The sequence below is a fragment of the Pseudomonas sp. A0308 genome (assembly GCF_044218815.1).
Taxonomy (GTDB): Bacteria; Pseudomonadota; Gammaproteobacteria; order Pseudomonadales; family Pseudomonadaceae; genus Aquipseudomonas; species Aquipseudomonas iridis.
Map to the genome: position 1 here is coordinate 4,342,794 of NZ_CP162581.1, position 14,667 is coordinate 4,357,460.

12 protein-coding genes are annotated in these 14,667 nt (G+C 59.5%); 4 read left to right on the top strand and 8 right to left on the bottom strand.

From position 1 onward, the window contains the following. Positions 1 to 2 precede the first annotated feature (2 nt). Positions 3 to 200, top strand: coding sequence for a YbdD/YjiX family protein (locus tag AB4P92_RS20090; RefSeq protein WP_042561171.1), 198 nt, complete (start codon positions 3 to 5; stop codon positions 198 to 200). A gap of 163 nt (positions 201 to 363) precedes the next feature. Further along, positions 364 to 1,335, top strand: coding sequence for a GTPase (yjiA, locus tag AB4P92_RS20095; RefSeq protein WP_042561170.1), 972 nt, complete (start codon positions 364 to 366; stop codon positions 1,333 to 1,335). A gap of 122 nt (positions 1,336 to 1,457) precedes the next feature. Here the strand turns inward: yjiA and AB4P92_RS20100 are convergent, their stop codons facing one another. The 5 genes from AB4P92_RS20100 to morA form a co-directional block, all read right to left on the bottom strand. Next, a complete protein-coding gene (locus tag AB4P92_RS20100; protein ID WP_395598049.1) occupies positions 1,458 to 2,168 on the bottom strand; it encodes a GntR family transcriptional regulator in 711 nt (236 codons plus the stop codon). A 24-nt stretch (positions 2,169 to 2,192) separates the two neighbouring features. Then, complete coding sequence (locus AB4P92_RS20105) at positions 2,193 to 2,897, bottom strand: FadR/GntR family transcriptional regulator (protein ID WP_042561168.1); 705 nt, start codon at positions 2,895 to 2,897, stop codon at positions 2,193 to 2,195. A gap of 84 nt (positions 2,898 to 2,981) precedes the next feature. Then, positions 2,982 to 4,295, bottom strand: a complete 1,314-nt coding sequence (locus AB4P92_RS20110; RefSeq protein WP_042561167.1) for a C4-dicarboxylate transporter DctA — start codon at positions 4,293 to 4,295, stop codon at positions 2,982 to 2,984. Between the two features lie 328 nt (positions 4,296 to 4,623). Continuing rightward, the gene (gene glyA / locus AB4P92_RS20115) at positions 4,624 to 5,877 is read right to left on the bottom strand and encodes a serine hydroxymethyltransferase (RefSeq protein ID WP_042561166.1); all 1,254 of its coding nucleotides are present in this window, start codon (positions 5,875 to 5,877) and stop codon (positions 4,624 to 4,626) included. Between the two features lie 210 nt (positions 5,878 to 6,087). Then, positions 6,088 to 9,936 (bottom strand): cyclic di-GMP receptor MorA, encoded by a 3,849-nt coding sequence (gene morA / locus AB4P92_RS20120; protein ID WP_395598050.1) that lies wholly within the window; start codon positions 9,934 to 9,936, stop codon positions 6,088 to 6,090. 287 nt (positions 9,937 to 10,223) lie between these two features. Between morA and ettA the strand changes: the two genes are divergently transcribed. Next, complete coding sequence (ettA, locus tag AB4P92_RS20125) at positions 10,224 to 11,888, top strand: energy-dependent translational throttle protein EttA (RefSeq protein WP_042561164.1); 1,665 nt, start codon at positions 10,224 to 10,226, stop codon at positions 11,886 to 11,888. 81 nt (positions 11,889 to 11,969) lie between these two features. Here ettA and AB4P92_RS20130 read toward each other — a convergent pair whose 3' ends face one another. Next, positions 11,970 to 12,263, bottom strand: coding sequence for a hypothetical protein (locus AB4P92_RS20130; RefSeq protein WP_261736610.1), 294 nt, complete (start codon positions 12,261 to 12,263; stop codon positions 11,970 to 11,972). On the opposite strand from AB4P92_RS20130, the gene gdhA reads away from it, so the two are divergent. Then, entirely contained in the window at positions 12,262 to 13,599 is a 1,338-nt protein-coding gene (gene gdhA, locus AB4P92_RS20135; RefSeq protein ID WP_042561163.1) for an NADP-specific glutamate dehydrogenase, read from the top strand. The genes AB4P92_RS20130 and gdhA overlap by 2 nt on opposite strands. On the opposite strand, the gene AB4P92_RS20140 is transcribed toward gdhA, so the two are convergent. Beyond that, positions 13,584 to 14,090, bottom strand: a complete 507-nt coding sequence (locus AB4P92_RS20140) for a GreA/GreB family elongation factor (protein WP_042561162.1) — start codon at positions 14,088 to 14,090, stop codon at positions 13,584 to 13,586. The two genes, gdhA and AB4P92_RS20140, sit on opposite strands and share 16 nt — an antisense overlap. A 70-nt stretch (positions 14,091 to 14,160) precedes the next feature. Further along, positions 14,161 to 14,517, bottom strand: coding sequence for a hypothetical protein (locus AB4P92_RS20145; RefSeq protein WP_042561161.1), 357 nt, complete (start codon positions 14,515 to 14,517; stop codon positions 14,161 to 14,163). Positions 14,518 to 14,667 lie beyond the last annotated feature (150 nt).

The following is a 14,667-nucleotide window of genomic DNA, read 5'->3' on the forward strand; positions in this document are numbered from 1 at the left end:
GCATGTTCAATGACCTGAGTCGCCTCGGTAAATACCTCGGTCAGGCCGCGCGCCTGATGGTCGGCATGCCCGACTACGACACTTACGTCGAGCACATGCAAAACAAACACCCGGACAAACCGGTGATGAGCTACGAGATGTTCTTTCGCGAACGTCAGGAAGCCCGTTACGGTGGCAAGGGTGGGCCGAAGTGCTGTTGATCTGACAGCCTGAGGTTGAAGCAAGCCCCCGGTGGGAGCGAGCTTTCTCGCGAGTGCGGAGTATCAGTCGATGAATTATTTGACTGGCACACCGCTATCGCGAGCAGGCTCGCTCCCACATTTGTTTTTGTGTTGTTCATTCATTTTGTGAAGGAGAAAGCGTTTGTCCTCTCCCATTCCTGTCACGGTGCTCAGCGGTTTTCTCGGCGCCGGCAAGACCACGTTGCTGCGCCATATCCTGAAAGCCGAGCACGGCCTGAAAATCGCCGTCATCGAGAACGAATTCAGCGATGCCGGTATCGACACCCAGTTGCTGGGCGACGAGCCGGTGCAGGTCATGACCCTGGCCAATGGCTGCGTCTGCTGCACCATCCACACTGATCTGACCAAGGCTCTGTACCTGCTGCTTGAACGTCTGGACAGCGGCGAGATCGCCTTCGATCGTCTGGTCATCGAGTGCACCGGTCTGGCCGATCCGGCACCGGTCGCGCAGACCTTTTTCATCGACGAAGAATTGCGCGAGCGTTACCTGCTCGACGGCATCATCACCCTGGTCGACGCGGCTCACGCCGACGTGCACCTGACCCAGACCATCGCCCAGGCGCAAATCGGTTTTGCCGACCGTTTGCTGGTGAGCAAGACCGATCTGGTGGACGAAGCCACATTCACCGCGCTGAGCGAACGTCTGACCCGAATCAACCGGCGTGCGCCGATCCGTGTGGTCGAGCATGGCAACATCGATCTGGCCGAACTGCTGGATGTGCGCGGCTTCAACCTGAATGCCGATCTCGGTGGCGGCCTGAGTCTGCGCCCGGTGAGCAAAGCACCTTCGATCGATCGCATCTCAAGCCTGGTACTGCGCACCGATCAGCCGCTGGATATCGATCAGCTCAGTGAGTTCATGAATGAACTGCTGGAAGAACATGGCAAGCAATTGCTGCGTTACAAAGGCGTGCTGAACATTGCCGGGGAAGATCGCCGGTTGGTGTTTCAGGGCGTGCTGAAACTCTACGGTTTCGACTGGGACACCGAATGGGGCGAGGGTGAGAAGCGCGAGAGTGTGATCGTGTTTATTGCCGATGATTTGCCGGAAGAGAAGATTCGGGCGGGGTTTGCCAACGTGGTGGCGAGCTGATGGATCTTCAGCGTCAGTGATGACGCTATCGCGGGCAAGCCCGCTCCCACAGGTCAAGCGTCGGTCATGAATGCTGTCGGCATCTTGACCACTGTGGGAGCGGGCTTGCCCGCGATGGCGATCTAGCCGACGACACAGCGGTCATTGACGGAATACAGGAGGGTGTCCTCCAGATGATCCAGATGTTGATTCATCAGCATGCTGGCTCTGCAAGCATCCCCAGACTCCACCGCCTCAACCAGTGCCAAATGCTCCTGCCACGCGCAACAGTTGTGCGTAGTCCCGCCACACCGCGCAATGGCCAGTGACGTCAGCGGCACCAGAGTGCCAAGAAAATGCGCCAACGGTGCATTCCCCGCCATCCGCGCCAATTGCAGATGAAACTCCCCGGACAAGCGAATCGCCGCGCCCCGCCGATCCTGCTCCACAGCCTGCCGTTCACGCTCGATCAGCGCTCGTAGACGTTTCAAGCCGTCAGCCTGTGGGCGCTGACACGCCAGGCGCACCAGCGTGTTTTCAGCCAGTCGCCGCGCATGCAACGTCTGCCGATTCTGTTCCGCATCCGGCTCGGCCACCCGTGGCCGATGATTGGTGCGCAATACGATGACGTGTTCGTTGCACAGCTGCGTCAGCACCCGGCGAACATCTGCGCGGCTGGCGCCGAACATCTGCTTGAGACTGTCTTCGGTGAAGCGGCTGCTCGGGTCGATGCGCTGCTCCAGAATCGCGTCGAACAGTCGCGGATACAGATCATCATCCGGCGCGCGCAGGCTGGAGAAGGGCAGGGCGGCTGACATCTGGCGAGGGTGCGACGGCGAGGCAAGGCTGTTCATGGCCGGTCTCCAGTGTGAAATATTTCAGTTGCTCAAGTGGTCGTCCGGAATGTTCATCTCGATGCCCATCCGCTGCGCCTCACGCAGAATGTGCCGGCGCATTTCAGCGCTGGCCTGGGCGCTGTTTTTGCTGCGGATCGCGCGGACCACGGCTTCGTTTTCTTCCAGCCGTTCGGCCAGATGTTCCGGGGAGTTGCGCAGCACTTCGGCGCTTTGCTTGAGGGCGTTGCTGGTCTGCTGCACCACACTCTGGAAAATCGGGTTTGAAGTCAGCGTGAACAGCTCTTCATGGAAGGCAACGTAGGCGCTGACTCCGGCTTCGCTGTCGCCGGCTTCAAGGGCTTCGCGCATGTCCATCAGCGTCAGGCGCAACTGGCCGACTTCCTTGCTGCTGATCGACTGCGCCACCAGGCCGACAATGAACGGTTCAAGGGTGTAGCGCAGTTGCAGCACGTCTTCGAGACTGGCGCCGGCCACCGCGCTGTCGTGGCGCTGGCTGTCGCTGAGTTGCGCGTCGAGCACCACCACACCTTTGCCGGGCATTGAGCGGACGAGGCCAAGGGTTTCCAGGACGATCACCGCTTCGCGCAGGCTTGGGCGGCTGATACCCAGTTGTTCGGCCAGTTCGCGCTGGCCCGGCAACATGTCGCCGGAGCGCCATTGACCACGGGCCAGTGCGGCGCGGAGTTTTTCTACGACTGAGTTGACGACGGTAGATGTGGTAATCACTTGTCTTGCTCCATGTGCCTGTGAGGGCGGCCGCAGACGACGAACAAAGGATCGACGCCTGCGGCACCTCCCACAGGGTTGAAATCAGAACTCCTGCTGGTGCGCCGGAGTTGCTGTTTTACGCGGTTGAAAGGTGTAGCCCTGCTGACCGCTGAGTACTTTATTGGCTCGCTGCACATCGATGTCCTTTTCCCAACGGGCAATGGCCACGGTGGCGACGCAATTGCCGATCAGGTTGGTCAGCGCGCGGCCGATGCCCATGAACCAGTCCACCGCCAGCACCAACACCAGGCCGACCACCGGAATCGCCGGGATTGCCGTCAGCGTCGCCGCGAGAATCACCAAGGCTGAACCGGGAATACCGTGGGCGCCTTTGGAGGTAATCAGCGACACCAGCAGAATCGTCAGCAAATCAGTCATGGCCAAAGGCGTGCCGGTGGCGTTGGCGATGAAGACGATGGCCAGCGTCAGGTAGATCGAGAAGCCGTCGAGGTTGAACGAATAGCCGGTGGGGATCACCAGTCCGACGGTCGAGCTGCCGATGCCCAGGTGTTCAAGTTTGCGCATGATCTGTGGCAACACGGCATCCGAGGACGCGGTGCCCATGACGATCAGCAGTTCTTCGCGCAGGTACTTGAGCAGCGGCCACATGCGCAGGCCGGACGCACGCATCACCAGGCCCAGAATCACGCTGACGAACGCGATGCAGGTCAGGTAGAACAAGCCGACCAGGCTGCCCAGATGTTGCAGGGAATCGATGCCGTATTTGCTGGTGGTGAAGGCGATGGCGCCGAACACGCCGATCGGCGCCAGACGCACGATCATGCCCATGATCCGGAAGATCACATGGCTCAGTTCGTTGATCAGTCGCGATATACCGGAGGCCGCTTCGCCGACCAGATTCAAAGCACTGCCGAACAGTACCGAGAACAGCAACACTTGCAGAATGTTGTTCTCGGCAAAGGCGCCGATCACCGATGTCGGGATCAGGTCCATGAGGAACTGCGTGGTGGTGTGCATGTGCTGGCCGCGCTCGGCCAGATCGCCCATGTCGGCCGTGGACAATTGCTCCAGGTGGATATTCGCACCGCTGCCGATGCCGGTGCTGAAGGCAAATACCAGACCGATCACCAGCGCGATGGTAGTCAGCACTTCAAAGTAGATAACCGACTTGAGGCCAATCCGGCCGACCTTCTTCAAGTCGCCCGCGCCACTGATGCCGCTGACCACTACGCAGAACACGATCAGGCCGATGAGCATCTTGATCAGTTTGATGAAGCCGTCGCCGAGCGGTTTGAGCTGGGCCGAGTATTCCGGAAGGGTCAGCCCACAGACGATGCCGAGCACCAGTCCGAGAACCACTTGGAGGAAAATTGAACGCGAGCACCATTTGAGCATGGGAGAAATCCTGGTCGGTGTCCTGGCTGCCGTACGCGGGGCGTATCAGATTCAGGACTTAATTATTGTGGTCTTACCGGTATGTCCAGTGCGGGTGCAGTCTAGGCTCGGTTTTTTTGAAATGACAAGTGAAAATAGTGAAATTGGCATGACCGGTCTGACCAGTGGCCAAAGATCAAAAGATCGCAGCCTTCGGCAGCTCCTACACGGAAACGCGAATCCCAATGTAGGAGCTGCCGAAGGCTGCGATCTTTTGATCTTCCTTCAGGCGAAAAAAAACCGGCCAATCACTTGGCCGGTTTTTCATGCTGCGGGTTTAGCGTCGCAATTAAGCGCCGTATACCGGCAGTTTCTTGCAGATGGCTTTGACTTTCTCACGAACGGCGTCGATCACCGCTTCATTGGAAAGATCTGCCAGGATGTCGCAGATCCAGCCGGCCAGCTCTTTGCACTCTGCTTCCTTGAAGCCACGAGTGGTCACAGCCGGAGTACCGAAGCGCAGGCCGGAAGTTACGAACGGTGAGCGTGGATCGTTAGGCACGGAGTTCTTGTTCACGGTGATGAACGCTTTGCCCAGAGCGGCGTCGGCGTCTTTACCGGAGATTTCCTGCTTGATCAGCGACAGCAGGAACAGGTGGTTTTGAGTACCGCCGGAAACTACGTCGAAACCGCGCTCGATGAACACGCTGGCCATGGCCTGGGCGTTTTTCACCACTTGTTGCTGGTAAGTCTTGAACTCAGGCTGCAGCGCTTCCTTGAAGCAGATCGCTTTGGCGGCAATCACGTGCTCCAGCGGGCCACCCTGGGCGCCCGGGAATACGGCGGAGTTGAGCTTCTTCTCGATGTCGGCGTTGGCGCGAGCCAGGATCAGGCCGCCACGTGGACCGCGCAGGGTCTTGTGTGTGGTGGTGGTCACGACGTCAGCGAAAGGCACCGGGTTCGGGTAAACGCCTGCGGCAACCAGACCGGCCACGTGAGCCATGTCGACGAACAGGTAAGCGCCAACCTTGTCAGCGATTTCGCGGAAACGCGGGAAGTCCAGGATCTGCGAGTAGGCAGAGAAACCGGCCACGATCATTTTCGGCTTGTGCTCAACCGCCAGACGCTCGACTTCGTCGTAGTCGATCAGGCCGTTGGCGTCGATGCCGTACTGGATCGCGTTGTACAGCTTGCCGGAGGAGGAAACGCTGGCGCCGTGGGTCAGGTGACCACCGTGGGCCAGGCTCATGCCCAGAATGGTGTCACCGGCCGACAGGAGGGCCAGGTAAACGGCGCTGTTGGCTTGCGAGCCGGCGTGCGGCTGAACGTTGGCGTAGTCGGCACCGAACAGTTCTTTGGCGCGGTCGATGGCCAGTTGCTCAACGATATCGACGTACTCGCAACCACCGTAGTAGCGCTTGCCCGGATAACCTTCGGCGTACTTGTTGGTCAATACCGAGCCTTGAGCTTCCATCACCGCTGGGCTGGTGTAGTTTTCCGAAGCGATCAGCTCGATGTGCTCTTCCTGGCGCACGGCTTCTTGCTCCATGGCGGCAAAGAGATCGGCGTCGTACTTGGCAATAGTCAAATCACGGCTGAACATGGCGGTCCTCAAGGATCGGGGGCAGAAAAGGGGGGCATTCTAACCCAACCGCTTTTAGAAGGGCTATGAAACACAATCAGGTTGTGGATAAGCGGGCTTCAAGCTGCAAGCCAAAAGCTGCAAGTAAAAGCCGATTTGCTCTTGCTTGTCGCTCGCTGCTTGAAGCTTGCAGCTTTCTTCATGTTTGATTGATCGGAGCTGTCAGCTCCATCAATCAAACATGAAGAGCGCATCATTGCTGAACTGCGCCTCAAACCGTCCCGCCGGCATTGGTCGCCCGAACAGATACCCCTGAACCTCATCGCAGCCATGCTCACGCAGGAAGTCCAGTTGTTCGTGGGTTTCCACGCCCTCGGCAATCACCGCCAGATTTAGGCTGTGAGCCATGGCGATGATCGCCCGGGCGATCTGCGCGTCTTGCTCGCCGGACGGCAGGCCATCGACGAAGGTACGGTCGATTTTCAGCACGTCGATCGGGAACTGCTTGAGGTAGTTCAGCGATGAATAACCGGTGCCGAAGTCATCGACCGCGATGCTCAGGCCGAGATTCTTCAGGCCGGCGAGGATCTGCATCGCTTCGCTGACCTCACGCATCAGGATGCTTTCGGTCAGTTCCAGCTCCAGACAGGCCGGTGGCAGACCGGTTTCGCGCAGGATCGTGGCGATCCGCGTACCGAGCTGGCCGTCGGAGAACTGCCGCGCCGAGATGTTCACCGACACCTTCGGCACGCGCACACGGTTCTGGTGCCAGGTCTTGAGCTGACGGCACGCCTCGCTGATCACCCAGTCGCCGACATCGACCACCAGCCCGAGCTCTTCCAGCACCGGAATGAAATCTCCCGGCGGCACCAGTCCGCGACGCGGATGACGCCAGCGCAGCAGGGCTTCGGCACCGGTCAGCCGTTTGCCGTCGCCGCTGAATTGCGGTTGGTAATACAGGACAAATTCGTCTTGTTCCAAGGCATGGCGCAGGTCGCTTTCCAGCTCCAGACGCTCCAGTGCACTGGCGTTCATGTCGGCCTGATAGAACTGGAAGTTGTTTTTTCCACGCTCCTTGGCGTGGTACATCGCGGTGTCGGCGTTCTTCATCAACTGGCTCAGTTCGTTGCCGTCCTGCGGGCTGAGGGCGATGCCGATACTTGCAGTGACAAAGAACTCACGACCTTCGAGCACGAACGGCCGCACCAGACTGGCGAGAATCTGCTCGGCGACATGAATCGCCCGGTTCAGCGCCAGTTCGCGGCTGGAACGATGTTGCAGCAGCAAGGTGAATTCATCGCCGCCCATGCGCGCCACGGTGTCGTCATCGTCGACGCAGGCCAGCAGACGTGTGGCCATGTCTTTCAGCATGCGGTCGCCGGCCGCGTGGCCGAGGGAGTCGTTGATCGGTTTGAAACGGTCGAGGTCGAGGAACATCAGCACCACCCACGACTTCTGCCGCTCGGCCGATTGCAGCGCGGTGTGCAGACGATCCTGGAACAGCGTGCGGTTCGGCAGATGGGTCAGGGCGTCGTAGTAGGCGAGACGGTGAATCCGCTGTTCGCTCGCCTTGCGCTCGCTAATGTCACTGAAGAAGCACACGTAACTGGCCAGATCACCCTCGTCATCGAGCACCGCGGTGATGCCGACCCACGCCGGGTAATGCTCGCCGTTTCGGCGCTTGAGCCAGACCTCGCCTTCCCACGTGCTGTGCTGATGCAATTGCTTGAGCACGTAACGCAGGTGTGCGTCCTGTTGTTCGTCGACGGTGAGCATGTTCGGCAACTGGTCGAGGACTTCGGCCACCGCGTAACCGCTGACCCGGCTGAAGGCTTCGTTGGCCTGGACGATGTAACCGGCCGGATCGGTGATCAGGATAGCCGAAGTCGAATGTTCGAAAACCGTGGCGGCCATGCGCAGGTCTTTTTCGGCGCGGCGCTGCTGGCTGATGTCGCGTCCTACGCCAAGCACGCCTTCGAACGCACCGTGTTCGTCCCACACCAGCACCAGGCGCAACTCGATCGGGATCTTGCGGCCGTCGGCGCGCAGGCAGTCGAACAGGAACAGCTGGGTCTGGACTTGGTTGCGCAACAGCGCCAGTTGCTCGGGTTTGTCCAAAGCCTTGCTGACCCGATCCATCAGGGCGTGGATCCCATTCAGTTGCTGCGGGTTGGCGATGGTCGATTGCCAGCCGTTCTGAAAAATCCACTCGACGTCATAACCCAGCACCGCTTGCACCGAGGGGCTGACATAGTTCAGCGACAGCTTGCTGTCGGTGGAGAAGATCACGTCGCTGATGCTTTCGGCGAGCATGCGATAGCGCTGCTCGCTGTCGCGCAGGGATTCGCTGGCCTCGATCTGCTCGGTGATGTCCTTGGCCACGCCGATGATCCGCGTGACCTGATCGTGCTTGTCGCGGGCCAGTGCCTGTTCACGGATATCGAAGCGCCGCCATTCGCCGTCGCGATGGCGGAAGCGCAACTGACATTGCAGCAACTGGCTGTAACCGGCGTGGCGCTGCATCTGGCGCGAGCGGTGGTAATAGTCGGCATCTTCGGGGTGCAGCAGGATTTCCCAGAAATACTCGCCCATCTGATGCAGTTCGCTGCGGTTGTAACCGAGCGTCTGGCCGAGGTGGTGGTTGCTGAAAATCATCCGCTGGCTGATCACGTCCTGCACGTACAGGTGATCCGGCACGGTACGCACCACGTCGGACCAGAAACCTTCGCGCTCCAGCAGCGACAGTTCGATCAGTTTGCGGCTAGTGATGTCGTTGATGCTGAGGATTACGGCTTTGTAGTCATGCTGCTCGGTCGGCAGGCGCAGCACCATCCACAGATGCTGGTCACGACCATTGATGTCGGGCAGTTTGATTTCCAGTTCCAGCTGCTTTTGCTGCTGCAGCACGGCGTCCAGAATCTGATGGCCGATCGCGCAGTGACGGTGCGGATGGCCGTCGATCAACAGTTGCCAGGCGTCGTCACAGGAATTGACGTTGAGCAGTTGCAGCGCCACCTGATTGACCTCGGTGACGCGCAGTTCCTGGAGCAATTGCTGGCGCTGTTGCGGCTGATCGAGCCAGGCCTTGAGCTGGTCGCTGGTCTGGATCTGCACCTTGTCGAAAAATTGCTTGAGACCGGACAGGTCGAGCACGCAGAGGGCCACGCCGGTGCCCTCGAAAATGTCCTGATACCGGCGACGACCCTCATGCAGTTGGCGCTGACGGCGGCGCATGTTCAGCAGCGCAATCACCGGCAGCATCGAGAAGGCCAGGCCCAGCAAGCATTTGCCGATGAACGCCGGCAGCAACTCTTCAAGCACACGTCGACGGTCGAACAGGCCGCGCAACTGCCAGTCGCTGCTGCTCAGCGGCACAGTGAGCACGGTGTTGGCCAGATCATCCGGGCTCAGCACGCCGGGCCTGGCCGACGACGGTGCCTCATCGCGGCTGATGATCTGATGGTTGAGGCGGTTTTCCACCAGCCACAGTGGACGCAGGCCGGTTTCACTTTGTTTGGTCAGCGAGTCGAAGAAGATCGGCGCCAGGCGCAAGACCCAGTAGCCGCGCGTGTTGCCGCTGGCCTGATGCAGCAGCAAATGCACCAGAGAGCCGTCGTCCGCGTTGCTGAAATAATGCGCTTGCGAGCGGCTTCGGCGCACCAGTTCAGTCAGGTAGTCGGCGTCGGAACTGTCCGCTGCGCTGTCACTGATGATTCTGCCGGAGGGACTGAGCAGCGCCATGCTGCGCAGACCGGGCAACGATTGCTGGAGCTTGCGCAGCAATGCCTGCTGTTCGTCGGCTGACTGCGGCTGTTCGACGATCGGTAGCAGATTGAGCGCGATTTGCGCGTTCAGCGCCATGTTCAGGCTAACCTGCGAGGCGAGGTCGGCGGTGTAATCGATGGTGTACTGGCGCTGGTTTTTCTGGGTTTCGCGCAATTGGTCGAGCAATTGCCAGAACAGCAATGCCAACAGCAAAAGCACGAGTGTCGCCAGCGCACCCTTTAATGTTCCGCGCAGGGGTGAGCCTGGCGCCGGTTGGGTGCTGCTCACAGAGGCTGGCGGAGTGACATTGGACAAGCTGTAATCCTGCGGTCTGGCTGGACTGGCGCGACATGCACTATAAGCCGGACGCCCGAAGGGCGGCTAGCATGCCTTGAGTTGTGGCGAAGTGCCAGCCCCCTAACGGGTGGACTGCCTTCTATCATTAAGGTAGCTTTGCCGGTTACGCGGGAGCGTTCCAGCTCCTACAATCAGACTTTTTCTGCGCGCACGCATTGATGACTATCAAGTGAACGACGCGCATCGGTCTGGCCGGGCATCGCCTGCGCTCCAATCATTCATCTGTCACTGACCCAAGGTTCTCCATGGCTCAATACGTCTTCACCATGCATCGGCTGGGCAAAGTTGTTCCGCCGAAGCGGGAAATCCTCAAAAACATTTCGCTGTCCTTCTTCCCCGGCGCCAAGATCGGCGTGCTCGGCCTCAACGGTTCGGGTAAGTCCACGCTGCTGAAAATCATGGCAGGCGTCGACACCGAGTTTGAAGGCGAAGCCCGTCCGATGCCGGACCTGAATATCGGTTATCTGCCGCAAGAGCCGCAACTTGATCCGACCAAGACCGTGCGTGAAGTGGTCGAGGAAGCGGTCAGCGTGATCAAGAACGCCCAGGCACGCCTGGACGAGGTCTACGCGGCTTACGCTGAAGAAGATGCCGACTTCGACAAACTGGCTGCCGAACAGGCCAAGCTCGAAGCGATCCTGCAAGCCAGCGACGGCCATAACCTGGACCGTCAACTGGAAGTCGCCGCCGACGCGCTGCGTCTGCCGGCCTGGGACGCCAAGGTCGAATTTCTCTCCGGTGGTGAAAAACGTCGTGTGGCCCTGTGCCGTCTGCTGCTGTCCGCTCCGGACATGCTGCTGCTCGACGAACCTACCAACCACCTGGACGCTGACTCCGTGGCGTGGCTGGAGCACTTCCTGCACGACTTCCCGGGTACCGTGGTTGCGATCACGCACGACCGTTACTTCCTGGACAACGTTGCTGGCTGGATTCTGGAACTCGACCGCGGCGCGGGCATTCCTTACGAAGGCAACTATTCGGGTTGGCTTGAAGCCAAGTCCGATCGTCTGGCTGCCGAATCCAAGCAGCAGTCGGCTCACGAAAAAGCCATGAAAGAAGAACTGGAGTGGGTGCGCAAAGGCGCCAAGGCCCGCCAGTCGAAATCCAAGGCTCGTCTGCAACGCTTTGAAGAAATGCAATCGCAGGAATTCCAGAAGCGTTCGGAAACCAACGAGATCTACATCCCGGCCGGCCCGCGTCTGGGCGACAAGGTCATCGAATTCAAGAACGTTTCCAAGGGCTACGGCGATCGCGTGTTGATCGACAACCTGTCGTTCTCGATGCCGAAAGGCGCCATTGTCGGCGTAATCGGCGGTAACGGTGCCGGTAAATCGACCCTGTTCCGCATGCTGATGGGCAAGGAAACACCGGATTCGGGCAGCATCGAAGTCGGCGAAACCGTGCAACTCGCGTGCGTCGACCAGAGCCGCGAAGACCTCGATGGCAGCAAAACCGTGTTCCAGCAGATCTCCGACGGTTCTGACCAGATCCGCATCGGCAACTACGAGATCCCGTCGCGTACCTACGTCGGTCGCTTCAACTTCAAGGGTGGCGATCAGCAGAAGTTCGTCAAGGACCTGTCCGGTGGTGAGCGTGGTCGCCTGCACTTGGCGCTGACTCTGAAAGAGGGCGGCAACGTCCTGCTGCTCGACGAACCGTCCAACGACCTCGACGTTGAAACCCTGCGTTCGCTGGAAGAGGCTCTGCTGGACTTCCCGGGCGCCGCGATTGTGATCTCTCACGATCGGTGGTTCCTTGACCGCGTCGCGACCCACATCCTGGCGTACGAAGACGACTCGCAAGCGATCTTCTTCGAAGGTAACTACACCGAGTACGAAGCCGACCGCAAAAAGCGCCTCGGCGAAGCAGCGGCCCAGCCACACCGGGTACGCCACAAAAAACTGGCCTGATTCGGGTTGGTTGCATGAAAAAGCGGAGCCTTCGGGCTCCGTTTTTTTTGCTTTGATTTTTTCGGGGGTACCGAGGTGGATTCATCGCTGGCAAGCCAGCTCCCACAGGATTTGTGATGTGCCCGGAATGGGTGAGCACTGCTGAAACTGTGGGAGCTGGCTTGCCAGCGATTGGGGTGTAACTGTTGGTGCATTATCGAGGTTGGTAATCGTCATTGAGGTGCAAAAAATCCCTGAAAAGGCTTCTGATTTATATCCTGTGCACCATTTAATTTCATAACTGCGACATCTTGCGCTGTTCCTGTGCGCATTTCGTTTGCTACAGTCCGGCTCAATTTCTTCCAACGATAATAAATTTGCCGAGACTTTTTCCATGATCGAATCCGTCGAATCCTTCCTCGCACGCCTGAAACAACGCGACCCGGATCAACCCGAATTCCACCAGGCTGTCGAAGAAGTCCTGCGCAGTCTGTGGCCGTTTCTTGAGGCCAATCCGCGTTACCTCACCTCGGGGATTCTGGAGCGCATCTGTGAGCCGGAGCGCGCGGTGGTGTTTCGCGTGTCGTGGGTCGACGATCAGGGCAAGGTCCAGGTCAATCGCGGTTTCCGTATCCAGATGAACAGCGCCATCGGACCGTACAAGGGTGGCTTGCGTTTCCACCCATCGGTGAACATGGGCGTGCTGAAGTTTCTCGCCTTCGAGCAGACCTTCAAAAACTCGCTCACCTCGTTGCCAATGGGCGGCGGCAAGGGCGGCTCGGACTTCGATCCGAAGGGCAAGAGCGACGCCGAAGTCATGCGGTTCTGCCAGGCGTTCATGAGCGAGCTGTATCGCCATATCGGTGCTGATGTTGACGTGCCGGCCGGCGACATCGGCGTCGGTGCGCGGGAGATCGGTTTCCTGTTCGGTCAGTACAAGCGCCTGAGCAACCAGTTCACCAGCGTGCTGACCGGTAAGGGCATGACGTACGGCGGCAGCCTGATTCGCCCGGAAGCCACCGGTTTTGGCTGCGTGTATTTCGCTGAAGAGATGCTCAAGCGCCGCCAGCAGACCGTTGAAGGCAAACGCGTGGCGATCTCCGGTTCCGGCAACGTTGCGCAATACGCCGCGCGCAAGGTCATGGATCTGGGCGGCAAGGTGATTTCCCTGTCCGACTCCGAAGGCACGTTGTATTGCGAAGCCGGGTTGAGCGAAGAGCAGTGGCTGGCGCTGCTGGAACTGAAAAACGTCAAGCGCGGACGGATCAGCGAATTGGCGGCAGCCTACAACCTGGAGTTCCGCGCCGGTCAGTTGCCTTGGTCGCTGGCCTGCGACATAGCGCTACCGTGCGCCACGCAAAACGAACTCGACGCCGAATCCGCCCGCGTGCTGCTGCGCAACGGCTGCGTGTGTGTGGCCGAAGGCGCGAACATGCCGACCACTCTGGAGGCTGTGGATATCTTCATCGAGGCGGGGATTCTGTTCGCGCCGGGCAAGGCATCCAATGCGGGCGGCGTGGCCGTCAGCGGTCTGGAAATGTCGCAGAACGCCATGCGCCTGTTGTGGACGGCGGGCGAGGTGGACAGCAAGTTGCACGCGATCATGCAGTCGATCCACCACGCCTGTGTGCATTACGGCGAAGAGAACGGGCGGATCAACTACGTCAAAGGCGCGAACATCGCAGGCTTCGTCAAAGTCGCCGACGCGATGCTTGCTCAGGGAGTGGTCTGATCCGGCTCGATGCGAATCACTTCAATCATTTGATCGCCGGCGGGGCGCTGCCATAGCACCTCGTCGTTGAGCCGGGTGCCAAGCAGGGCCCGGCCCAGCGGGGAGCCCCAGTTGATCAGGCCTTTGGCTGCGTCGGCCTGATCCTCACCGACCAGTTGCACGCGGCGTTCGGTGTCGTGTTCGTCGGCGTAGGTCACCCAACTGCCGATTTGCACTTTGTCTGTAGACGTCGCGGCGACGGCGACTTGTGCGCTGCCGAGGCGCTGATTGAAATAACGCAAATCCCGTTCGAGATCGGCCTGACGTTGTTTGTCGGCCTGTTCACCTTTTGCCGTTTGCTCGGCGTGCAAGGCTTGCAGCTCGGCGACTTTCGCCTGCAACTGTTGCAGACCTTGTTGCGTGACGTAATTGGGCTGCGCGCTGACCTGCCGTTCGACTGGCTGATCGGCTTGCGCGGCGGCGTTGTCTTCGTTGACGAAAGCACGGCTCATGGTGTCCTCCCCGTTAATGGGTTGGGCCATGCTCGCAGGGATTTGGTTTCATCGGATGTCTGCAAACGACCTATTGCGAGCGATAGGCCCGCGCGGCGCCCTGATCCTTCTGCTGCTGCCAGGCGCGCTCGCGCTCGTCCCAGTGCTCGTTGCGATAGTCGTTGCGATCCTTGTTTTCCAGCATCGCCTGACACTGGCGGAAACCGTCGGTCCAGCCCTCGGCGTATTGCTTGTCCTTGAGATAGCGCGGCACATTCTTGCGAAACTCGCCGCTGATCGATCCGGCGGCTTGTCGGCCGCTGACGCAACCGTCATCAAACCCGTCGGCAAAGGCCGGTGGATAACCCTTGGCGATCAAATCCTCGTGAGTGGTCTGGCAACCGCTCAGCAATAGCAAAACACCCAGCGAAACCACACACCGCCACATCGCACTCTCCCGAGCCGTCACACGGCTTATGGGGTGAGTCTAGAAGGGGATTCGTTGGATGTTGGTGAAAGGCGTGTGAGTAATTCGTTAACCAGTAGAGATCCCTGTGGGAGCGGGCTTGCCCGCGATGAGGCCATCACATTCAACATC